Raw genomic sequence first — 22,134 nt, 5'->3', positions numbered from 1 at the left:
ATCATGAAGAACTCAGCCATTTCCGAACGCAAGAGCCAGTCGATCTCGCGCGGTGTCGGTATGACCACGCAGATTTACGCCGACCGGGCCGAGAACTCGGAGATCTGGGATGTCGAGGGCCGCCGCTACATCGATTTCTCCTCCGGCATCGCCGTCGTCAACACCGGCCATCGCCACCCCAAGGTCATCGAGGCGGTCAAGGCGCAGCTCGACCGCTTCACCCACACCTGCCACCAGGTGGTGCCCTATGAGAGCTATGTACGGCTGGCCGAGCGGCTGAACGGCATGCTTCCGGGCAAGTTCGAGAAGAAGACGATCTTCGTCACCACCGGCGCGGAGGCGGTCGAGAACGTCATCAAGATCGCCCGCAATGCCACCGGCCGCCAGGCCGTCATCGCCTTTGCCGGCGGCTTCCATGGCCGCACCTTCATGGGCATGGCGCTGACCGGCAAGGTCGTGCCCTACAAGGTCGGCTTCGGCGCCATGCCGGCCGACGTTTTCCACGCTCCTTTCCCGGTGCCGCTGCACGGCGTGTCGGTGGCCGATTCGCTTGCAGCGCTCGATCGCCTGTTCAAGGCCGACGTCGATCCGGCCAGGGTCGCGGCCATCATCGTCGAGCCGGTGCAGGGCGAGGGCGGCTTCTACGAAGCGCCGCGCGATTTCATGACCGCGCTGCGCAAGATCTGCGATCAGCACGGCATCCTGCTCATTGCCGACGAGGTGCAGACCGGCTTTGCCCGCACCGGCAAGATGTTTGCCATGGAGCATCATGAGGTGACCGCCGACATCACCACCATGGCCAAGGGCCTGGCCGGCGGCTTTCCGCTGGCGGCGGTCACCGGCCGCGCCGAGATCATGGATGCGCCTGGCCCCGGCGGGCTGGGCGGAACTTATGGCGGCAGCCCGATCGGCGTTGCCGCCGCGCACGCGGTGCTTGACGTGATCGAGGAAGAGAAGCTGTGCGACCGCGCCAACTCGCTCGGCGCCAGGCTGAAGCAGCGTCTGGGCTCGATCCGCGACGACGTCCCCGAAATCGTCGACATCCGTGGCCCCGGTTTCATGAACGCGGTCGAGTTCAACGACGTCAGGAAGGGCTTGCCATCGGCGGAGATGGCCAATGCGGTCAGGCTGAAGGCGCTCGACAAGGGGCTGATCCTGCTCACCTGCGGCGTTCACGGCAACGTCATCCGCTTCCTGGCGCCGCTCACCATCCAGGACGGCATCATGACCGAGGCGCTCGACATTCTGGAAAGCTCGATCCGCGAGGTTCGCGCTGCCTGAGGGGCCGGCGCCCATTTCTCCTGACGGCTTACACTGAGCCCGGTGAACGTGCCGTCAGGAGCTCGGATTCTGTAACCAGGCTGGAATGTCCATCTTGGCGTGCAGCACCCGCCAAACATCGATATGGCCGGTCTGTTCAAGATAAAAAATTAGGTATGGATACCGCCTGACTTGCACGCTACGCAGACCAGGCAATCCAATTTCGTAGCCATATCTCAGAGAGCCCGATGCCGGACGGCTGGCTAGCAGTTTGTAGGCGTTTTGAAGCTCCTCGATGTAGCCCAATGCCGCGCGCGAACCAGCTTCTCGCGTATAGTAATCGACAGCATCCTCGACATCCCGCAGGGCTAGTTTTCGAGGAATGATCGCCTTTATGGGCACTTACTCTATTGGCCCTGCGCCCGTTTCCGCAGCGCGGCGAAATAGTCGTCGTCAACCGGAGCGCCCGGGGCGGACGATGCGCCCTCAAGGAGCAAACCGCGCAGAAGCTGACGATCCTGATCGCGGCGGATCAATTCACGCACATACTCGCTGCTCGTGCCATAGCCGCGATCGGTCACTTGCTGATCGACAAAATGCTTCAAGCTTTCCGGCAGGGAGATGTTCATGGTGCTCATTCAGGCATTTTATAGCCTATGGCAAAAATTGGCAATCTTAGGCACTAGCCTCGGCTGACTCTTTGTTCTGGAACGCGGCCAGCGCCGCTTTCAATCCGTCCGGCCCCGCTGCCACCGTCTGCCGCCTCGGCGAGAAGCCGGCGCCGAGCATCTTGCGGCCGAGCATGTGGTCGCCGGGGCGGTTGACCGATTCGATGCCGAGCAGCCTGTCTGCGGCATAGTGGTAGATCGAGAACTTGTTGTCGGCGAGATCGCCCAGCACGACATGGCTGTCGCCGCCGGATGTCAGGCCAACCATCTGCAGCTTCATGTCGCCGATGTCGGACCAGAACCAGGGCACGGCCGAATAGGCGTCGGCATGGCCCGTTATGGTGCGCGCGGCAAGCCGCGCCTGGTCGGTGGCGTTCTGTACCGATTCCAGCCGCACGTCGCCGCCGGTGAACCAATGCCGATAGGAGGCGGCGTCGCCGATGGCGAGGATTTCCGGCACCGAGCTACGCATCTGGTTGTCGACGCGAATGCCGTTGGCGATGGTGAGGCCGGCTTCCGCGGCCAGTTCGACATTGGGCACGGCGCCGATGCCGACGACGACCATGCGCGCCGGCAGCCTTTCGCCTGACGAGGTGATCGCGGCCGTGACATGGCCGTTTTCGCCTTCGAGCCTTGCGATCGTGGTGCCGGTGAGAATGTGCACGCCGGTCGCTTCCAGCCGTTGGCGGACATGGCTCGCCACAATCGGCGCCACAGCGCGGCCGAGCAGCCGGTCGACCGCTTCCACGACGGTTACGGTGCGGCCGGCCGCGCGCAGCGTCGCCGCGATCTCCAGCCCGATGAAGCCGCCGCCGAGAATGACGACGTCTTCGCTCCGTGCGCTCAAGTCCCGGATCAGCCGCGCATCGGAAAGCGAGCGCAGCGACACTACACCGGACAGATCCGCGCCGGGCAGCGGCAGCAGGCGCGGACGCGAGCCGGTGGCGAGGATCAGATGATCGAAGGCAAGTTCGCCGCCGCCTGATATCTCCAAACGGCGACGTCCGGCATCGATGCGGTCGATCCGAACGCCCGGCCGGTAGTCGACGGCGCTGCCGGTGTAAAATACCTCGCCACGCAAGGGTTGCGGCTTGGCCTCGGCATCCTTGATGAAGGTCTTCGACAGCGGCGGCTTGTGATAGGGCAGCTCGTTCTCATCGCCGACGAGGATCACCGGCCCGTCATAACCGTCCTCGCGCAGGCTTGCCGCCGCCTGCACGCCCGCATGTCCCGCACCGACAATGACCACGCCGTTCTTCATCGCATTCCGATCCCGAACTTGATTTTAGGATGTCTCGCCACGTGGCAATTGTCTGCCGCCGCCGCAAGGGGGCATTTGCGGGTCGCACCCGGAACGGCGGCTGTCAATCGGACAGTTCGGTGACGAACTCGGCACACGGTGCAGGTGGCTAAAGTTGACTATCTCAGTTTAGAATAATTCTAAACTGTTGTTTCGATTGAGTTTTCCTGTCGATTTTCGTTGACTTCCATCGGTCCTGAAGCTTTATGGGGCCGCGCGCATCGGCGCATCCCTTTGATGTCTGGGCCTTGAACCCTTTCGATTGGAGGCATTTTGGTGTCTTTCTTCTTCGAACCGCGCGACAGCGCGGCATACGCTGCGAATGACGGCCTGCACATGGCCTGGCGCCGGTTGTCGCGCGCGCCGTTCACAAAATTCCCGAAAAACTGGAGAGCGATAATGACGGCACGACATGGCGGCAGGCTTGCGGCGATCGGCGCCACGGCCCTGCTGACGGCGGCGGTGTTCGTGCTGCCGGCCAAGGCCGAGAGCGATCCCAAGGCGGTCATCAAGACCTATGCCGACATCGCGCTTGCCAAATACGAGGATTCGCTGACCACCGCGCAGGCGCTCGACAAGGCGGTCGATACCTTGTTGGCCAAGCCTTCGGCCGAGACGCTCAATGCCGCCCGCGAGGCCTGGAAGGCATCGCGCGTTCCCTACCAGCAGACCGAGGTCTACCGCTTCGGCAACAAGATCGTCGACGACTGGGAAGGCAAGGTGAATTCCTGGCCGCTGGACGAAGGCCTGATCGATTATGTCGCCAAGAGCTACGGCACAGAATCCGACGCGAATTCGCTCTACACGGCCAATGTGATCGCCAACAAGGAGATCGAGATCAACGGCAAGAAGGCCGACGCCTCGAAGCTTTCGCCGGAATTCCTCGCCGGCACGCTGCAGGAGGCGGGCGGCGTGGAGGCCAATGTCGCCACCGGCTACCATGCCATCGAGTTCCTGCTCTGGGGCCAGGACCTGCACGGCACCGGACCGGGCGCCGGCGAGCGCCCCTACACCGACTATGATCTCAAGAACTGCACCGGCGGCAATTGCGACCGCCGCGCGGAATATCTGAAGTCAGCCAGCACGCTTTTGGTGTCCGACCTCCAGGAGATGGTCGGCGACTGGAAGGAAGGCGGCGCTGCGCGCAAGAACCTGGTCGACGGCGAGCCGAACGCCGCCATTTCGGCCATCTTCACCGGCATGGGCTCGCTCTCCTACGGCGAACTCGCCGGCGAGCGCATGAAACTCGGCCTGCTGCTGCACGATCCGGAAGAGGAGCATGACTGCTTCTCCGACAACACCTACAATTCCCATCTCTATGACGCCGTCGGCATCCGCGCCGCCTATCACGCCAGCTACACCAGGCTGGACGGCACCGTTATTTCAGGGCCGTCGGTGGCGGACATGGTCAAGGCGGCTGATCCGGCCATCGACAAGGAACTGTCTGACAAGCTCGATGCCACCGTCGCCAAGATGGAGGCAATCAAGGCCCGCGCCGAAGGCGGCGAGGCTTACGACCAGCAGATCGCCGAAGGCAACACCGAGGGCAACGCCACGGTGCAGGCGGCAATCGACGCACTGGTCGACCAGACCAAATCGGTCGAACGCGCCGTCGGCGCGCTGAAGCTCAACGCCATCGCCTTTGAGGGTTCAGACAGCCTCGATGCGCCGGACAAGGTGTTCCAGTAAGCGTCGAAGCCTGGAAGCCCGGGCCGAAGTCATAAAGGGCTTCGGCGCGGGGAAGATAGAGTCAAGCCACACGGCGCGGAAGGCGCCGTCAGCCATCCGAGCAAGTTTATGCTGATCTGCCATTGCAACATCATCACCGAGAAGGAGATTGAGCAGACGATCGTCGGGCTGCTGGACCAGGATCCCTGGCAGCTCATCGTGCCGGCAAAAGTCTATCACGCCATGCACAAGCGCGGTCGCTGTTGCGGCTGCTTCCCAAATGTGGTCGAAACGATCATTCGGGTCACCGAGAACTACCACGCCCGCTCGCAGGCGAGCGGCGTGGACATCGTTTCACATCTGGATCGCGTCAGAGGCCTGCGCGTCCAATACGGGAGCAGAACCCATGAAAGGCGAACCACAGATCATCGAGCGGCTTAACGAGGCTCTGTTCCTGGAGCTTGGTGCCGTCAATCAGTATTGGGTCCATTTCCGTCTGCTGGAGGACTGGGGATACGCCAAGCTCGCCAAGAAGGAACGCGCCGAATCGATCGAGGAGATGCACCATGCCGACAAGCTCGTGGCCCGGATCATCTTCCTGGAAGGGCACCCCAATCTGCAGTCCGTGGCGCCGCTGCGTATCGGACAGAACGTGAAGGAAGTGCTCGAATCCGACCTTGCCGGCGAGTATGACGCTCGCACCGCCTACAAGCGCTCGCGCGAGGTCTGCAACGAAGCCGGCGACTATGTCAGCATGAAACTGTTCGAGGAACTCTTGGCCGACGAGGAGGGGCACATCGACTTCCTCGAGACGCAGCTCGATCTGCTTGCCTCGATCGGCGAGGAAAAATACGGCCAGCTCAATGCCGCATCGGCGGACGAGGCGGAGTAAGGGCATGCGGGAATGCGGCGCACCCTAGCATTGCTGCGCCGCTGGCGGCGGGCCGAAGGCCTGTCGTCAAACAGAAAACCGGGAAGCGTCGTGCTTTCCGGTTCGGCCGCCATCATTCTTTTGGCCTTCGCCACGGGCGGGTCCGGCTCGCAGCAGCCCGCCAATTTCGCCGCCACGCGCACCGACCTCAGCCCGAAGGATCAGGCGCGCGTCACAGCCGTTACCAGGCCGACCAAGGACTTCTCGAAACCCGAGCAGTTCGAATTGATGCAAGGCGGCGCCGGCACATCCAGGAAGGACGTCAACCGCGATTCCTTCTCGCAATCGTCGGCCAACATCACCTTCGAGGAAGAAGGCACCTTCAAGCTGGGCAACGCCCTGTTCCGCAAGAATTGGGTGTCGTCGCCGTCCTCGACGCAGGCCTCCGACGGGCTCGGACCGCTGTTCAACGAACGCGCCTGCCAGAACTGCCATCTGAAGGACGGCCGCGGCCGTCCGCCGCAAGGCACCGGCAGCACGTCGATGTTCCTGCGGCTGGCGCGCGAGGCGAGCACCGAGGAGGAGAAGGCTGGGCTTGCCGACCACAGGCTGCTCAACATCCCCGATCCGGTCTACGGTTCGCAGCTGCAGGATCTTGCCGTCCCCGGCCTGCGCGGCGAGGGCCGGATGCGCGTCGACTACAGCGAGGAAAAAGTCGGGCTCGGCGACGGCACCGTGGTTTCACTGCGCAAGCCCGCTTACGCGGTCGATGATCTGGCCTACGGCCTGCTCGATCCGCGCACCACGCTGTCGCCGCGCCTGACGCCGCCGATGATCGGGCTCGGCCTGATCGAGCAGATCGCGCCCGCTGATATAATCGCCCATGCCGATCCGGACGACCGGGACGGCGACGGCATTTCCGGCAGGCCGAACATCGTGCGCGACGGCATGAGCGGCGCGCTCACCCTTGGTCGTTTCGGCTGGAAGGCGCAGACCGCGTCGATCCGCCAGCAGGCCGCGGATGCCTTTGCCGGCGACATCGGCATCTCGACGCCGGAGGAGCCCAAACACTGGGGCGACTGTACCGCCGCCGAGAAGGATTGCCTTGCCATGCCGGACGGCGTGCAGGAGCGGCTCGGTCCGGCCGAGGCGCCGGCGCCGGTCATGGACCTCGTCACCTTCTATTCGCAGAACCTGGCCGTGCCGGCGCGCCGCGACCTCGGCGCCCCGGATGTGCTCGCCGGAAAGAAACTCTTCTACGAGATCGGCTGCGTTTCCTGCCACGCGCCGAAATTCGTAACCCGCCGCGACGCGCCCAACAAGGCGCAGGCCTTCCAGCTTATCTGGCCCTATTCCGACTTCCTGCTGCACGACATGGGCCCCGGCCTTGCCGACGGCCAGGCGGTGGGCGAGGCGACGGGCAACGAATGGCGCACGCCGCCGCTATGGGGCATAGGCCTCACCGAAACGGTCAACGGCAACAATTTTTATCTGCACGATGGCCGCGCCCGCAGCCTGGTCGAGGCGATTCTTTGGCATGGCGGCGAGGGCCAGAAATCGCGCGACCGCTTCGCCGCCGCCGGCGCCGCCGACCGCGAGGCATTGCTCAAATTCCTGGAGTCCCTGTGATGTTGAAGCGTCCCGCGCTGGTAATCCTTCTTCCTCTGGCCCTGCTGGGCGTCAGCCCCGCATCGGCGGCGGTGAAGGCCACCGACGTCATCCAGCGGGCAATCGACGGCTTTGTCCGGCCGGCCTATGCCAGTCTGCACGACCGCGCGGCGGGCTTGAACAAGGCGATGCACGCGCTTTGCGAAAAACCCTCAAAGGGCGATCTCGATGCGGCACGCGCCGAATTCTCGCGCACGGTGGATGCCTGGTCGTCGGCCGAGATCATCGGGTTCGGCCCGGTCAAGGAAAACAATCGGCTGGAACGAATGCTGTTCTGGCCGGATCGCAAAAGCATCGGCCTGAAACAGGTGCAGGCGGCGTTGGCCGCCCAAGACCCGAGCGCCACCGATCCGGCACAGCTTTCCGGCAAGAGCGTCGCCATGCAGGGGCTCGGCGCCTTGGAGTTCGTGCTCTACGGTGACGGCGCCGATGCGCTTGCCGGCAAGAACGATCCCTATCGCTGCGCCTATGGTGCGGCGGTTGCCGGCAACATCGAAACCATGGCCGGCGATGTCGCCGACGCCTGGAACAAGCCGGACGGCTTTGCGGCGCGCTGGGCCAATCCGGGGCCGCAGAATCCGCTCTATCGCGACGGCACCGAAGCGGTGACGGAACTGGTCGGCATCTTCATCAACGAGCTGGAAATGGTTCGCGACGTGCGCCTGAAAGGCTTCCTGGGCGGCAAGCAGGAGGCGGACAAGCCGAAACAGGCGATCTACTGGCGTTCGCAAAACACCACCAATTCGCTGGCCGGAAACCTTGCCGGCATCGACGGGCTGTTCGAGGCCTCGGAGCTCGGCGATGCGCTGCCGGCCGATGCGCGCTGGATGGCGGAATCGATCCACATCCAGCTGCTCAACGGCGTCGCCACCGCGAAGTCGGTCCAGGGGCCGATCGACATGGCGCTCGCCGACCCGGCGCTGCGCGCAAAGCTCGAGCATCTCGCGCTGATCACCTCCAGCCTGTCGACCCTGTTCGGCACCAGGCTGACCGCCGAATTCGGCCTGACCGCCGGTTTTTCCTCGCTGGATGGGGACTGAGCGTGAAAACCTCCCTCATTGACCGTCGCGATTTCCTGAGAGCCGCGGGCATCGGTTTTGCCGCCGCGATGGCGCCGCCGGCCTGGGCAAATACGCTTGCCGCCGATGCCGTCTTCGCCACCGCCTTCGTCAAGCGCGACGGCAGCTATGGCGCCGCAATCCTGTCCGAGGCCGGCAAGCTCCTGCACGCGATCGACTTGCCCGACCGCGGCCACGACGTCACCTTCGATCCCATATCGAAGCGCTCAGTGGTGTTCGCCCGCCAGCCCGGCACCTTCGCCGTGGTCTTCGATCACGCCGGGCGCGATGAACCGCTGACCATCGCCAGCATCACCGGCCGGCATTTCTTCGGCCATGGCGTGTTCTCCCCGGACGGCGCCTTGCTTTATGCCACCGAGAACGATTTCGACAACGCGGCCGGCGTCGTCGGCGTCTACGACGCGCGGGCGAAATTCAAGCGCCTTGGTGAATTCCCGACCTATGGCATGGGACCCCACGAGCTTCTGCTCCTGGGCGACGGCAGGACGATCGCCGTTGCCAATGGCGGCATCGAGACTCATCCCGATTATGGCCGCGCCGAGCTCAACATCGCCACCATGAAGCCATCCTATGTACTCATCGACCGTGTCACCGGCGATCTGGTCGAGAAGCACGAATTGCCGGCGGCGCTGCACCAGTTGTCGATCCGCCACATGGACACCGACCAGACCGGCACCGTCTGGTTCGGCTGCCAGTACCGGGGACCCGGCACCGACCGTCCGCTGCTGGTCGGCCGCGCGGCGCGTGGCAAGGATTTGCAGCTCCTCGACATGCCGCGGGATGTCCTGTCCAGCTTCCGCAACTATATCGGTTCCGTCGCCGCCAATCCGGTTGCCGGCACCATTGCCGTCTCTTCGCCGGAAGGCAATTCGCTTGTGGTGATCGATGCGGCGAGCGGGCGGCTCGTCTCGTCAAGCGCACTGGTCGAGGTCTGCGGCGTGGCGCCCGACGGGACGGGTTTCATGGCTACCACCGGAGCCGGCGAAATCGTCGAGGGCAATGGCGCGACACGGTCCGAACCGGACTATGTCTGGGACAACCACATGCTGCGCATAGCGCCTGCCGCATAGACACCGTTCCCGCTGCGGCGGAACGAAGCCGCTTAACAAATTATGCGCTATCCCCTTGCGGTGGCGCGCTGTGGCAGGCACAGGGAATTGTTTTTCGAACCGGTCGTTTCATGAAAGTGCTCGCCATCGACTGTGCCGCCAACCTCTGCGCCGCCTGCGTCTATGATGCCGGGGCGAGGCAGGAACTCGGCCGCGCGGTGCTCGATCTAGGCAAGGGCCATGCCGAGCATCTGATGGCAGTCATCGCCGAGGCGCTGAAGGCCGGCGCAACCGCCTATGCCGGCCTTGGCGCCATCGCCGTCTCCGTCGGCCCCGGTTCCTTCACCGGCCTGCGCGTCGGGGTTTCCACGGCGCGTGGCCTGGCGCTGGCGCTCAAGGTGCCTGCAATCGGCGTGACGACGCTCGAGGCGCTGGCGGCCGAGACGGCAGGGGCATTTCCCGGCCGCGCCGTGCTGGCCGCGCTCGATGCCGGCCGCGAGGAGATCCATGCCGCTCTCTATGATGAAATGTCGGTTTTGACTTACGGTCCGGCCGTGGTCACGCTGGCGGATGCCGTGGCCATGGCGAACGAGCGGTCTTCGGTGCTCGCCGGAACCGCCGCGACGCGGATCGCGGCATCCGCCGGACGCGCCTTCGACATCGGACCCGAGACGGCGACCGCGGACATTCTCACTTACGCCCGCCTGGCGGCCGCCAAGGGCGAGGGCGAGAGGCCGAAACCTCTTTATCTGCGCGGCGCCGACGCCAAGCCGCAGGCCGGGTTCATACTTTCCAGGCAAGGGAAATAATGCGCATACCTTTTCTCCAGCCGCGCCGCCGCGATTACGCGCTCGAACCGCTCAGGACCACCGACAGTCCGGCGGTCTCGCTGCTGCACCGCGAGGACTTCGTCCGCCCCTGGACCGATGGCGAGTTCGCGGCCTTGCTCGAACAGGACACCGTGTTCGGCTATGCCGCGCGCGAAACCGGGCACGGCGCCAAGCCGCCGGTCGGCTTCGTGCTGGCCCGGCTGGCGGCCGGCGAGGGCGAGATCCTGACCGTTGCAGTGGCGCGGTCGCATCGCCGCCAGGGGCTCGGCTGGCAGTTGATGGATGCGGTGCTGCGCGAACTGCACGCGCAACGCGCCGAAGCGCTCTTCCTTGAGGTCGACGAGACCAATGTCGCCGCGATCGCCCTCTACAGGCGTCTCGGGTTCCGCGAGGTCGGCAAGCGCCCCAACTATTACAGGTCGCCCGAGCATGGCCCGACCGGCGCGCTTGTCATGCGCCGCGATCTTCGCTAGCCAGGGTTTCGGGGTGGAGCGATGATCGGAAAAATCAGGATTTTCCTGGCGATAGGGCTGGTCGTCGCCGGTTCGCTGATCCTGGTGCCTTTGCAGGTCCTGTCGATGAAGACCGGCTGGTGGCCGGAAACCTTCATCCTCAAGATCTGGCACAGGCTGATCGTCAGGGCGCTCGGCATGCGCATCCATGTAAACGGCACGATGTCCGACCGCCGCCCCTTGTTGATTGCCTCAAATCACATCTCCTGGACCGACATCATGGTGCTGGGTTCTTTTGCCGATGTGAAGTTCATCGCCAGGGCCGACATGGAAGGCTGGCCGCTGATCGGCATGCTGTCGAAGCTGCAGCGCACCGTCTTCATCGAGCGTGAGCGCAAGCGCTCGTCCGGCGACCAGGCGAGCGAGATCGCCAACCGCATGGCCAAGGGCGATGCCATGGTGCTGTTTGCCGAGGGCTCGACGGGCGACGGCAACATCGTCCTGCCCTTCAAGAGCACGCTGTTCGGTGCCGCCTCGATGGCGATTTCGGAGGGCGCGGCGGAGCAGGTCTTCATCCAGCCGGTAGCGATCGCCTATACCCGGTTGCATGGCGTGCCGCTCGGCCGCCGGCACCGGCCGATCGCGGCGTGGATCGGCGACGAGGACCTGATGCCGCATCTCAAAGTGCTGATGGCGGAAGGCGCGCTCGATGTCGAGGTGCATTTCGGCGAACCGATTGCCTTCGCCAAGGGGTCGAACCGGAAGGAAACGGCCAAGCTGATGGAAAGCCGCGTGCGCGAAATGATGCAGGCGGCACTGGCCGCGCCGCGCCCGAGCCGCTGAATCCCGAAGGCCCCCAGGCAGAATCGTCTGTTTTTTGTCGCGGAAAGGCGTTAGAAGCCGCCGGATGGACTTGAACACGGTTGAAAGCGACGACATCGGGACTGCGGCTGGAGAGCAGGCAGTGATTTCCGCGGCGGCGAAAAAGGTCTTCGTCAAGACTTATGGCTGCCAGATGAACGTCTATGATTCACAGCGCATGACAGATGCGCTGGCCGCCGACGGCTACACGGCGACGCAGACCATCGGCGAAGCCGATCTGGTGCTGCTAAACACCTGCCATATCAGGGAAAAAGCGGCTGAAAAGGTGTATTCCGAGCTCGGTCGCATTCGCGAGATGAAGGCCGAACGCGCCGCCGCCGGCCGCGAATTGCTAATCGGCGTCGCCGGTTGCGTGGCGCAGGCCGAAGGGGCCGAGATCATCCGCCGCTCGCCCGCCGTGGACCTGGTCATCGGCCCGCAGACCTATCACCGGCTGCCGGACGTACTGGCCAGGGTGCGCGGCGGCGAGAAGATCGTCGAGACCGACTACGCCATCGAGGACAAGTTCGAGCACTTGCCGCAGCCGAAGCGCGCCGAGGTGATCAAGCGCGGCGTCACCGCCTTTCTCACCGTCCAGGAGGGCTGCGACAAGTTCTGTACCTTCTGCGTCGTGCCCTACACCAGGGGGGCCGAAGTGTCGCGGCCGGTGGCACAGATCGTCGCCGAAGCCGAGCGCCTGGCGGAAGCCGGGGTGCGCGAGGTGACGCTGCTTGGCCAGAACGTCAATGCGTGGCATGGGCAGGGCGAAAACGGCGAGGAATGGGGCCTTGGCCGCCTTCTGTTCAGTCTGGCCGAAATTCCCGGGCTGGCGCGCCTGCGCTACACCACGAGCCACCCGCGCGACATGGACGACGAGCTGATAGCGGCCCATCGCGACCTGCCGGCACTGATGCCGTATCTGCATCTGCCGGTGCAATCCGGGTCCGACCGCATCCTGAAGGCGATGAACCGCAGGCACACGGCGGTTGATTATCTGGCGCTGCTCGACCGCATCCGCGCCGTGCGGCCCGATATCGCGCTGTCGGGCGATTTCATCGTCGGTTTCCCCGGCGAGACCGAGACGGATTTCGAGGCGACGATGGAGCTGGTGCGCCAGGTGAACTACGCCTCGGCCTTTTCGTTCAAATATTCGCCGCGCCCCGGCACGCCGGGCGCCGAGATGGCCGGCCATGTGCCGGAAGCGGTCAAGGACGAGCGTTTGCAGCGGCTCCAGGCGCTGCTTTTGAAGCAGCAGCAGGATTTCGGCTTGAGTCTCGTCGGCCGCACCATAGATACGCTGATCGAGAAGCCAGGTCGCCAGGCCGGCCAGAAGGTCGGACGCTCACCTTGGCTTCAGCCCGTTATTGTTGATGAAAAGGCCGGCGAAATCGGTGACATTATCCAGGTGCGAATCACGAAGACGGGTTACAATAGCCTGTTCGCCGAATTGGTCTGATGACCTCGGCAGATGAGGAGAGACGGTTGAGCGCAGCGGAGCTGAAGAACCTGCCCCCGGTACCGGCATCTGGGGCTTCTGACATGGCGCACATCGTACTGACTTTCGACAACAACAAGCTTGCCAGCGCCCTCTACGGCCAGTTCGACGAGAACCTCGCCCGGCTCGAGCAGAAACTGGGCGTCGACATCCGCTCGCGCGGCAACCAGCTGACCATCAAGGGGTCGGCTTCCGCCGCCGAGCAGGCCCGCCGCGCGTTGGACAACCTCTACGGCATCCTCCAGAAGGGGGTGGATATCGGCCAGTCCGATGTCGACGGCGCCGTGCGCATGGCGGTCGCCGCCGATGACCAGCTCACACTGCCGACGCTGGAGCGCAAGGGCAAGGTTTCCGCCGCCCAGATCTCGACGCGCAAGAAGACGATCTACGCCCGTTCGCTCACGCAGGACGCCTATATGCGGGCGCTGGAGCGGTCGGAACTGGTGTTCGGCATCGGCCCGGCCGGTACCGGCAAGACCTATCTGGCGGTGGCGCATGCGGCGATGCTGCTCGAACGCGGCATGGTCGAGCGCATCGTGCTGTCGCGGCCTGCCGTCGAGGCCGGCGAGCGGCTGGGCTTCCTGCCCGGCGACATGAAGGAGAAGGTCGATCCCTATCTGCGGCCGCTCTACGACGCGCTCTACGACATGATGCCGGCCGACAAGGTAGAACGCGCCATCGCCGCCGAGGTGATCGAGATCGCACCGCTCGCCTTCATGCGCGGCCGCACGCTGGCACACGCCGCCGTCATCCTCGACGAGGCGCAGAACACCACGCCGATGCAGATGAAGATGTTCCTCACTCGTCTGGGTGAAAATTCGCGCATGATCGTCACCGGCGACCCGACGCAGATCGACCTACCGCAGAACACCAAGTCCGGCCTTGTCGAGGCGCTCCGGATCCTCGATGGTGTGACCGGCATGGTGACGGTCCGCTTCAATGAAGGCGACGTCGTCAGGCATCCGCTGGTCGCCGAGATCGTCAAGGCCTACGACCGTGACGGCAAGCTCGCCCGCGGTCTGGGGACCGAAGGCTGATTTGATCGAGCGACCTCATGGTTGAGCCCGAAACGCCGAACGGGCCGGCTCCGCCGCTGCCCGTCGACATCGATCTGACGGTCGAGGCCGGGCATTGGCCGGACGAAGCCGAGCTTGTCCGGCTGGTCGGCGCCGCCGCCGCCGCTGCATTCGCCGAGACGGGCCCCACGGGCCATTCCGAACTCAGCGTCGTTTTTTCCGACGATGCCCATGTCCAGGCGCTCAATGCCGGCTGGCGCGGCAAGGACAAGCCGACCAACGTTTTGTCTTTTCCGGCTTTTCCTTTCCCCAAGGGCGGTCCCCTGCCGCCGATGCTCGGCGATATCGTGCTGGCCGCGGAGACGGTGGCGCGCGAGGCGGGACTGGAAGACAAGCCGCTGGAGAACCATATTTCCCATCTCGTCATCCACGGCCTGCTGCATCTCATGGGCCATGATCACGAGACCGATGCCGAGGCCGAGGAGATGGAGGCCGTCGAGCGCGCCGCGCTCGCCAGACTTGCCATTCCCGATCCCTACGCGTAACTACAAAACACCAATTGACGGACGAAGATGAACGACAAACCTGAAACTGCCGTCCGCCCCGACGCCGGCAGTGCGACCAAGGCTTCCGATACGTCGGAAGAGGGATCAAGTCCGAGTACCGTTACCCCTGGTGTTGCCAGCACCGGCAGCGTCGCCAGTGAGCCGTCACCTGCGGGGCCTTCCCTGTTCAACCGTGTTCTGGGCCTGTTCAGGCAACGCAACGGAACCAGCCTGCGCGAGGAGATCGCCGGCGCGCTCGCCGAGACGACGAGCGATGTCGAATCCTTTTCGCCGGGCGAACGCGCCATGCTCAACAACATCCTGCGGCTGCGCGAGGTGCGCGTCGAGGACGTCATGGTGCCGCGCGCCGACATCGAGGCGGTCGAGATCACGACCACGCTTGGCGATCTGCTTGGCATGTTCGAGCAGTCCGGCCATTCCCGCATGCCGGTCTATGCCGAGACGCTCGACGACCCGCGCGGCATGGTCCATATCCGCGACGTGCTGGCCCATATCACCAAGATTGCGCGCGTCAGGAAAGGCCGGGCGACCAGGAAGACACCCGCCGCCACGGTTCTCGACCTCACCCAGGTCGACCTCTCGCGCACCATAGGCGAACTGAACCTGATCCGGCCGGTGCTGTTCGTGCCCCCGTCCATGCTGGCCTCCGATCTGATGGGCCGCATGCAGACGACCCGCACGCAGATGGCGCTGGTCATCGACGAGTATGGCGGCACCGACGGGCTTGTCTCGCTCGAGGACATCGTCGAGATGGTGGTCGGCGACATCGAGGACGAGCACGACGACGACGAGCCGATGATCACCCAGACCGGTGAAGGCGTGTTCGTCGTCGACGGCAAGGCCGAGATCGACGAGGTTGCCAAGATGATCGGCGGGGATTTCGCCGCCGGCGAACATGGCGAGTATGTCGACACCATCGGCGGCATGATCTTCAACACGCTTGGCCGGGTGCCGGCGCGCGGCGAGGTGGTGCAGGCCATCCCTGGCTTCGAGTTCCATGTGCTCGACGCCGATCCGCGCCGCGTCAAGCGCGTGCGCATCGTGCAGAACCAGAAGGGCGAACGTCGCCGCCGCGCCGCGGCGCGCACCGAGCAGGCTTAAGCGCCTGCGGATGACCGAAGACCCCTTCAAGCACGCCGCCTTGGGATCCGGCGTGTTCTACAGGGATCCGCGGGCCGCGCTGGATTGGCTGGAGGCAGCTTTCGGCTTCGAGCGCAGCATGGTGGTCAGCGATGCCGACGGCAAGCTCGTCCATTCCGAGATGCGGTTCGGCGACTGCTACATCATTGTCGATTCCGAATGGAGCGACTACGTCGCCAGCCCGGCCTCGGTCTCGGGCAAGAACACGCAGTCGGTCTATGTCAGGCTGAAAGACGGCATTGATGCACATTGCGAGCAGGCGCGGACGGCGGGTGCCGGTATAATCCAGGAGCCGGCGGACCAGTTCTACGGCGAGCGCCAGTATCGGGCGCGCGATCCCGAGGGCCATGTCTGGACCTTCACCCAGACCATCCGCTCCGTTCCGCTGGAAGAGGCCGAACGGCTCGGCGACGTGCGCATAGAAGGGTGGCACCGCTGATCCATGTCGCCCTAAGTAACTTCGGTTTTGGGAGGAGGACATGCACAAAAACAAAGACCTAAGGCGCGTCGTCTGATCAGTTCAAACGCGATGCGCTCCAGCAGTGGTGAGTGGGTTTCACGGCAGACCACCCGAAGTTTGGAGCGCAGGCCGCGGCCTGATAAATCTGCTGCCGTGATTCGCACGACTCGGAACAATGCATGAACCGCCTGGCCGGCCGGATAATTCTGTTTTGGGGTTGGCGGCGTGCGCTCGTGGCGTTCCTCGCGGGCGCCCTGGCGGTGCTCGGCCAGGCGCCGTACGATTTCTTTGCCGCTTGTTTCATTTCGTTTCCGCTGCTGGTCTGGCTGCTCGACGGGGCGACCGGTGAGGCCTCGGGCAGCCTGTTTGCGCGGCTGCGGCCGGCCTTTGCCGTCGGCTGGTGGTTCGGCTTCGGCTATTTCCTCGCCGGCCTGTGGTGGATCGGCTCGGCCCTGCTTGTAGAGGCCGACAGTTTCGCCTGGGCGCTGCCCTTCGCGGTGGTCGGCATCCCCTTTGCATTGGCCTTCTTCTACGGCTTTGCGGCCATGGTCGCCCGGCTCCTGTGGAGCAACGACATCGGCCGCATCGCGGCCCTGGCCGCCGCCTTCGGGCTGGCCGAGTGGCTGCGCGGCTTCCTGTTCACCGGCTTTCCCTGGAACGCGATCGGCTACGCGGCGATGCCGGTGCCCCTGCTGATGCAGAGCGTCTCGGTCACCGGGATGGTCGGCATGAACGTGCTCGCCGTGTTCGTCTTCTCGCTGCCGGCGCTGCTGGCGGCGCGCACGCATCTTCGTCTTGGCGTCGCGCTGCTTGTCGTGCTCGTCGCCGCTCATGCCGGCTTCGGCTATCTCAGGCTCAACGCTCCGGCCGCGCCTGAGGCCCGCACGATCGATGTGCGCATCGTCCAGCCGGCCGTCGACCTTTCGGAAAAGTGGGACGCCTCGGTGCGCGACCGTATCTTCGCCACCTTGATAGGCCTGTCGGCCAAGGCGCCGGACCCCGGCCATGAAAAGCCGCAACTGATCCTGTGGCCCGAAACCTCGGTCCCATTCCTCCTCACCGAGCGGCCGGACGCTTTGACCGCACTGGGCGACATGCTGGACGCCGGCCAGATGCTGATCGCCGGCGTCGTGCGCGAGGAAGGCGGTGCGGCGGCCGGTGCCGGCAGCCGCTACTACAACTCCGTGGTGGCGATCAACGACAAGGGCGAAATCGCTGACGCCGTCGACAAGGTCCATCTGGTGCCGTTCGGCGAATACCTGCCTTTCGCCGACCTGCTCGATCGTTTCGGCATCGAACAACTGGTCGCTGGCCCGGTGACCTTCACGGCAGGCAATGAGCGGCATGCGATCACGCTGCCGGATGGCGTCCGCGCCTTGCCCTTCATCTGTTACGAAGTGATCTTTCCCGAACTGGTGGCGGTTGACGCAACGTCAGCGCAGCTTATTGTCAACGTTACCAACGATGCGTGGTTCGGCGATACGCCGGGTCCCTATCAGCATTTCAGGCAGGCTCAGATTCGCGCGGTGGAGAACGGGTTGCCCTTGTTGCGTGCGGCCAACAACGGCATCTCGGCGGTTGTCGACCCACGGGGGCGCATCGTCGATGCGCTGGCGATCGACGCGCGCGGGGCCATCGACGTCCGTGTGCCAATCTCGCGGCAAGCTGTCGTGTCCGCCGGCCAGCTGCGCATTAACGGAATGCTGATCATGTTGCTGTTTGCCCTGGCTGCCGTCCTGTTCAATGTAAGGCAAAGGCTACGGGTGAATTGACAGTCGACACATTAGAAACTCATACTGTAACGCCTGAAAATTTCTCGAAGCCGGTGGATCGTTCTGTTGGGGCAGTCGCCTCCGGCTTTGTTTGGGTAGGAAAAAAATCACAAAGCCGAAAAAATTCGGCGAGGAAAAAATGACAGAAGATAACAAGAAGAAACCGAATCCGATCGACATCCATGTTGGAAGTCGCATCCGGCTTCGCCGCAATATGTTGGGAATGAGCCAGGAAAAACTAGGCGAGAACCTCGGCATCACATTTCAGCAGATACAGAAATATGAAAAGGGCACCAACCGGGTCGGCGCAAGCCGCCTGCAGGCGATAGCATCCATACTCGGCGTGCCTGTCGCCTTCTTTTTCGAGGATGCGCCGGGCCAGGAGAGCCCGGCCGGCCGCGGTTTCGCGGAGGATGCTTCGATGGCTTTCGCCGTGGAATTCTGCGGCAGCCCGGAGGGCCTTCAACTCAACCGGGCCTTCGTCAAGATCGCCGACGTCAAGGTGCGTCGCAGGATCATAGACCTGGTGAAGTCGCTGGCGTCCGAAGATTCCGACTGATCCGCAACAGGACTCGACCGGCGGCATTTCGGCCGCTGGTGGTACAAAATATCGACATCGACATTCATGCCAGAAGGGCGGCACCGCTTGACGAGCGGCGCTTCGCCCCGCTAACACGTGGCGCGCCAAATCGGCAGCCTGCCGATCGTTTTTTCAAGAGGGGACACCCGTGACGCGGCAGAACTACTTCTTTACCTCGGAATCCGTTGCCGAGGGCCATCCCGACAAAGTTTGTGACCGGATATCCGACGAGATCGTCGACCTGGTCTACCGTGAGGCCAAGAAGACGGGCATGGACCCGTGGAAAGTCCGCGTCGCCTGCGAGACGCTGGCGACCACCAACCGCGTCGTCATCGCCGGCGAGGTGCGCGTTCCCGAGACGCTGCTGAAGAAGGACAAGGAAGGCAACATCCTGAGGGATGCCGCCGGCCATCCGGTCGTCAACCCGGCGAAGTTCAAGTCGGTCGCCCGCAAGGCGATCCGCGAGATCGGCTATGAGCAGGCCGGCTTCCACTGGAAAAAGGCCAAGATCGACGTTCTGTTGCATGGCCAGTCGCCCGACATCGGCCAAGGCGTCGACAATGCCTCCGACCGCCAGGGCGAGGAGGGTGCCGGCGACCAGGGCATCATGTTTGGCTATGCCTGCCGCGAGACGCCGGACCTGATGCCGGCACCGATCTACTACAGCCACAAGATCCTCGAACTCCTGGCCGCCGCCCGCCACCAGAACAACGGCGATGCCGGCAAGCTCGGGCCGGACGCCAAGAGCCAGGTCACCGTCCGCTATATCGACGGCAAGGCCGCCGAAGCGACGCAGATCGTGCTGTCGACCCAGCACCTCGATGCGAGCTGGGATTCCAAGAAGGTGCGCAAGGTCGTCGAGCCCTATATCCGCGAGGCATTGGGTGACCTCAAGATCGCCGACGATTGCATGTGGTACATCAATCCGACCGGCAAGTTCGTTATCGGCGGGCCTGATGGCGACGCCGGGCTGACCGGCCGCAAGATCATCGTCGACACCTATGGCGGCGCCGCACCCCATGGCGGCGGCGCTTTCTCGGGCAAGGACACCACCAAGGTCGACCGTTCGGCCGCTTATGCGGCGCGCTACCTGGCCAAGAACGTTGTGGCGGCGAAACTTGCCGACCGCTGCACCATCCAGCTTTCCTACGCCATCGGCGTCGCCCAGCCCTTGTCGGTCTATGTCGACCTGCACGGCACCGGCAAGGTCGACGAGGCAAGGCTCGAGGAGGCGCTGCGCACTGTGATGGACCTGTCGCCGTCCGGCATCCGCCGCCACCTCGACCTCAACAAGCCGATCTACGCCAAGACCTCGTCCTACGGTCATTTCGGCCGCAAGGCCGGCCGCGACGGATCTTTTTCCTGGGAAAAGACCGATCTCGCCAAGGCGCTCAAGGATGCTGTCGCTGCCTGAGGGCGGCGACAGGACCTTGATCAGCCGATGAGTTCCGGGGACAGGCCAAGCCGCGCGACAGAAGCCTTCTTCGGCCGTCGGCGCGGCAAGCCGGTTCGCCCGCAGCAGGCGGCGGCGCTGGAAAGCGGCCTCGACGCCTATCGGCTCGATCTGACGACCGAGGCGCCGTCGGATCTGCGGGCTCTGTTCGAAGCCGATGTTTCCGCCGTTCGCCTCGAAATCGGCTTTGGCGGCGGCGAGCATCTCCTGCATCGCGCGACCGAAGCGCCGATGACCGGCTTTATCGGTGTCGAGCCCTTCGTCAACGGCATGGCCAAGATGATGATGGCGGTGCGGGAAAAGCCGCTGGCCAACCTCAGGGTCTACGACGACGACGCCACGCGGCTGCTCGACTGGCTGCCGCAGGCCTCGCTCGATGGCATCGACCTGCTCTATCCCGATCCGTGGCCGAAGAAGAAGCACTGGAAGCGCCGTTTCGTCAGCCCGGTCAATCTCGAGCGTTTCGCACGCGTTGTGAAGCGTGGCGGCGAATTCCGTTTCGCTTCCGACATCGACACCTATGTGAACTGGACCCTGCTGCATTGCCGCGCGCATGGCGGTTTCGCCTGGCAGGCTGCAGAGGCCGTCGACTGGCATCGCCCCTACGATGGCTGGCCAGGCACCCGCTACGAGGCGAAAGCCGTCCGCGAGGGCAGGCGGCCGGCCTATCTTACCTTCATCAGGACCTAGGCATCAGGTCCCAGGCATCGGGATTGGGCATCAGGATCCAGGCGCCCTTCGTGAGGGGGGCGATCTTCAATTGTTGCGGGGACACAGAAATCGAATGTCGCCCGTTGGCCGGAGTTCAGAAACGGCCGATCTTGTCGAAAGCCGTCGGATCCATGCCGAGCCTGCGCAGATCCTGGGCGTGCGGCTTGCGGCTGGCTTCCACCGCCCGCGACGCGGCTACGGCGCTGCCGAATGTGGTGAAGAGATCGCCTATGGCGGAAAAAACCTTGCGGCTGTTCATTGTCATGTCCTTTCGCGTGCGGTGACGCGCTATCGCTATCGTTTTGTGCAATGCAACATAGATAGGAGCGCGGCTTGAGGACCAACAAGGGCCGTTGCCGCATGGATGGCATGCACCTGGCGCAAGCCCAATGCACCGGACATGCGCTCAGTTGGGACGGCGGGCTTGAAACACCGGGGCGGATCGTTTATATCAGCCTCAAATTCTTGGTCGGTATGACGAAGAGTGGGTCCACCCGGTCCCGCTCTTTTTTATTACCTGCCGACGGCTAGAGAATGATCGACAGGAATCGAATGACGTCAACGGCAAGCGAGAGCGACGATCGCATCATCCGCGAAAGCGGCATCGATGCGCGCATCGCGCTGATCGTCCAGCCGGTGCTGCGCGGCATCGGCTTTCGCCTTGTACGCGTGCATCTGTCCGGCCAGAACGGGCTGACGCTGCAGATCATGGCTGAGCGCGAGGACGGCACCATGACCGTCGAGGATTGCGAAGAGGTGAGCCGTGCGGTGTCGCCGGCGCTCGACGTCGACGATCCCATCGAGAAGGCGTATCATCTCGAAGTCTCATCGCCCGGCATCGACCGGCCGTTGGTGCGCAAATCGGATTTCGTGACCTGGACCGGTCATCTGGTGAAGATGGAAACATCGGTCGTTGTCGCGGATCGCAAGCGCTTCAAGGGCAAGATCGCCGAAGCCGGTGAGAACGATGTGCTGATCGAGCGCGACAAGGCGGCCTACGGTGAGGAGCCGACAGTGCGCGTGCCCTACGACGCCATTGCCGAAGCCCGGCTGATCCTGACCGACGACCTCATCCGTGATGCGTTGTCGAAGGACAACAGGGCGCGCAAGGAAGCCAAGAAACGCCGCGGCGAACCGGACGACGACGTACCGGAGGGTACGGAACCGGGCGCTACGGAAGAACACGAACAGGAAAGTTGATTGAGCTGCCAGGCCCCAGGGGCCGGCAACAGGCT

The 22,134-nt window shown here is 64.1% G+C and carries 24 protein-coding genes; 20 read left to right on the top strand and 4 right to left on the bottom strand.

The features are described 5' to 3' along the window. Nucleotides 1–3 precede the first annotated feature (3 nt). Nucleotides 4–1,281 (top strand): 4-aminobutyrate--2-oxoglutarate transaminase, encoded by a 1,278-nt coding sequence (locus tag FJ953_RS16925; RefSeq protein WP_140624835.1) that lies wholly within the window; start codon nucleotides 4–6, stop codon nucleotides 1,279–1,281. 54 nt (nucleotides 1,282–1,335) lie between these two features. Here FJ953_RS16925 and FJ953_RS16920 read toward each other — a convergent pair whose 3' ends face one another. Genes FJ953_RS16920 through FJ953_RS16910 form a run of 3 tightly spaced genes read right to left on the bottom strand, consistent with a single transcriptional unit; the run spans nucleotide 1,336 to nucleotide 3,189 of the window. Then, complete coding sequence (locus FJ953_RS16920; RefSeq protein ID WP_181171605.1) at nucleotides 1,336–1,656, bottom strand: type II toxin-antitoxin system RelE/ParE family toxin; 321 nt, start codon at nucleotides 1,654–1,656, stop codon at nucleotides 1,336–1,338. Between the two features lie 11 nt (nucleotides 1,657–1,667). Next, entirely contained in the window at nucleotides 1,668–1,898 is a 231-nt protein-coding gene (locus FJ953_RS16915) for a type II toxin-antitoxin system ParD family antitoxin (protein ID WP_140496834.1), read from the bottom strand. Between the two features lie 37 nt (nucleotides 1,899–1,935). Next, nucleotides 1,936–3,189: an FAD-dependent oxidoreductase gene (locus FJ953_RS16910; RefSeq protein WP_140624833.1), complete on the bottom strand. Its 1,254-nt coding sequence runs from the start codon at nucleotides 3,187–3,189 to the stop codon at nucleotides 1,936–1,938. Between the two features lie 438 nt (nucleotides 3,190–3,627). Between FJ953_RS16910 and FJ953_RS16905 the strand changes: the two genes are divergently transcribed. From FJ953_RS16905 to FJ953_RS16820, 18 genes are all read left to right on the top strand, one after another. After that, the gene (locus tag FJ953_RS16905) at nucleotides 3,628–4,917 is read left to right on the top strand and encodes an imelysin family protein (protein WP_140624832.1); all 1,290 of its coding nucleotides are present in this window, start codon (nucleotides 3,628–3,630) and stop codon (nucleotides 4,915–4,917) included. Nucleotides 4,918–5,025: 108 nt separating this feature from the next. Next, nucleotides 5,026–5,337, top strand: coding sequence for a (2Fe-2S)-binding protein (locus FJ953_RS16900; RefSeq protein WP_140523850.1), 312 nt, complete (start codon nucleotides 5,026–5,028; stop codon nucleotides 5,335–5,337). Beyond that, nucleotides 5,303–5,788: a bacterioferritin gene (gene bfr / locus FJ953_RS16895; protein WP_140496826.1), complete on the top strand. Its 486-nt coding sequence runs from the start codon at nucleotides 5,303–5,305 to the stop codon at nucleotides 5,786–5,788. Before FJ953_RS16900 ends, bfr begins: the two co-directional genes overlap by 35 nt. A 12-nt stretch (nucleotides 5,789–5,800) precedes the next feature. Next, nucleotides 5,801–7,396 (top strand): di-heme oxidoredictase family protein, encoded by a 1,596-nt coding sequence (locus FJ953_RS16890; protein WP_140580442.1) that lies wholly within the window; start codon nucleotides 5,801–5,803, stop codon nucleotides 7,394–7,396. Further along, a complete protein-coding gene (locus FJ953_RS16885) occupies nucleotides 7,396–8,475 on the top strand; it encodes an imelysin family protein (protein ID WP_140624831.1) in 1,080 nt (359 codons plus the stop codon). Before FJ953_RS16890 ends, FJ953_RS16885 begins: the two co-directional genes overlap by 1 nt. 2 nt (nucleotides 8,476–8,477) lie before the next feature. Beyond that, on the top strand, nucleotides 8,478–9,584 hold the full coding sequence (locus FJ953_RS16880) for a DUF1513 domain-containing protein (protein WP_140624830.1): 1,107 nt from the start codon (nucleotides 8,478–8,480) through the stop codon (nucleotides 9,582–9,584). A 110-nt stretch (nucleotides 9,585–9,694) separates the two neighbouring features. Next, entirely contained in the window at nucleotides 9,695–10,372 is a 678-nt protein-coding gene (gene tsaB, locus FJ953_RS16875; RefSeq protein ID WP_140547203.1) for a tRNA (adenosine(37)-N6)-threonylcarbamoyltransferase complex dimerization subunit type 1 TsaB, read from the top strand. Beyond that, entirely contained in the window at nucleotides 10,372–10,866 is a 495-nt protein-coding gene (gene rimI / locus FJ953_RS16870; RefSeq protein ID WP_140550098.1) for a ribosomal protein S18-alanine N-acetyltransferase, read from the top strand. Before tsaB ends, rimI begins: the two co-directional genes overlap by 1 nt. 21 nt (nucleotides 10,867–10,887) lie before the next feature. After that, entirely contained in the window at nucleotides 10,888–11,688 is an 801-nt protein-coding gene (locus FJ953_RS16865) for a lysophospholipid acyltransferase family protein (protein ID WP_140513156.1), read from the top strand. Between the two features lie 64 nt (nucleotides 11,689–11,752). Continuing rightward, nucleotides 11,753–13,162, top strand: a complete 1,410-nt coding sequence (gene miaB, locus FJ953_RS16860) for a tRNA (N6-isopentenyl adenosine(37)-C2)-methylthiotransferase MiaB (RefSeq protein WP_140624829.1) — start codon at nucleotides 11,753–11,755, stop codon at nucleotides 13,160–13,162. A gap of 83 nt (nucleotides 13,163–13,245) precedes the next feature. Beyond that, nucleotides 13,246–14,238: a PhoH family protein gene (locus FJ953_RS16855; protein ID WP_224518987.1), complete on the top strand. Its 993-nt coding sequence runs from the start codon at nucleotides 13,246–13,248 to the stop codon at nucleotides 14,236–14,238. A gap of 17 nt (nucleotides 14,239–14,255) precedes the next feature. Beyond that, a complete protein-coding gene (gene ybeY, locus FJ953_RS16850; protein WP_140624828.1) occupies nucleotides 14,256–14,762 on the top strand; it encodes an rRNA maturation RNase YbeY in 507 nt (168 codons plus the stop codon). 27 nt (nucleotides 14,763–14,789) lie between these two features. After that, entirely contained in the window at nucleotides 14,790–15,884 is a 1,095-nt protein-coding gene (locus tag FJ953_RS16845; protein ID WP_140624827.1) for a hemolysin family protein, read from the top strand. 10 nt (nucleotides 15,885–15,894) lie between these two features. After that, nucleotides 15,895–16,362, top strand: coding sequence for a VOC family protein (locus FJ953_RS16840; RefSeq protein WP_140496804.1), 468 nt, complete (start codon nucleotides 15,895–15,897; stop codon nucleotides 16,360–16,362). A gap of 200 nt (nucleotides 16,363–16,562) precedes the next feature. Beyond that, nucleotides 16,563–18,155 (top strand): apolipoprotein N-acyltransferase, encoded by a 1,593-nt coding sequence (gene lnt / locus FJ953_RS16835; protein WP_140496802.1) that lies wholly within the window; start codon nucleotides 16,563–16,565, stop codon nucleotides 18,153–18,155. A gap of 139 nt (nucleotides 18,156–18,294) precedes the next feature. Further along, nucleotides 18,295–18,714, top strand: a complete 420-nt coding sequence (locus FJ953_RS16830; protein WP_140496800.1) for a helix-turn-helix transcriptional regulator — start codon at nucleotides 18,295–18,297, stop codon at nucleotides 18,712–18,714. A 169-nt stretch (nucleotides 18,715–18,883) separates the two neighbouring features. Then, complete coding sequence (metK, locus tag FJ953_RS16825) at nucleotides 18,884–20,149, top strand: methionine adenosyltransferase (protein WP_140496798.1); 1,266 nt, start codon at nucleotides 18,884–18,886, stop codon at nucleotides 20,147–20,149. A 27-nt stretch (nucleotides 20,150–20,176) separates the two neighbouring features. Continuing rightward, nucleotides 20,177–20,878, top strand: coding sequence for a tRNA (guanosine(46)-N(7))-methyltransferase TrmB (locus FJ953_RS16820; protein WP_140624826.1), 702 nt, complete (start codon nucleotides 20,177–20,179; stop codon nucleotides 20,876–20,878). A 115-nt stretch (nucleotides 20,879–20,993) separates the two neighbouring features. Here the strand turns inward: FJ953_RS16820 and FJ953_RS30515 are convergent, their stop codons facing one another. Beyond that, the gene (locus FJ953_RS30515) at nucleotides 20,994–21,158 is read right to left on the bottom strand and encodes a hypothetical protein (RefSeq protein ID WP_181165285.1); all 165 of its coding nucleotides are present in this window, start codon (nucleotides 21,156–21,158) and stop codon (nucleotides 20,994–20,996) included. A 293-nt stretch (nucleotides 21,159–21,451) separates the two neighbouring features. Here FJ953_RS30515 and rimP point away from each other — a divergent pair, with 293 nt between their 5' ends. Then, entirely contained in the window at nucleotides 21,452–22,099 is a 648-nt protein-coding gene (gene rimP / locus FJ953_RS16815; protein ID WP_140496792.1) for a ribosome maturation factor RimP, read from the top strand. Nucleotides 22,100–22,134: the final 35 nt, after the last annotated feature.

Origin of the sequence: Mesorhizobium sp. B2-3-6, from assembly GCF_006442305.1 — a bacterium.
Lineage (GTDB): Bacteria > Pseudomonadota > Alphaproteobacteria > Rhizobiales > Rhizobiaceae > Mesorhizobium.
The sequence above is the reverse complement of the archived record's forward strand: the minus strand, read 5'-3'. Positions and strand labels throughout refer to the sequence as shown.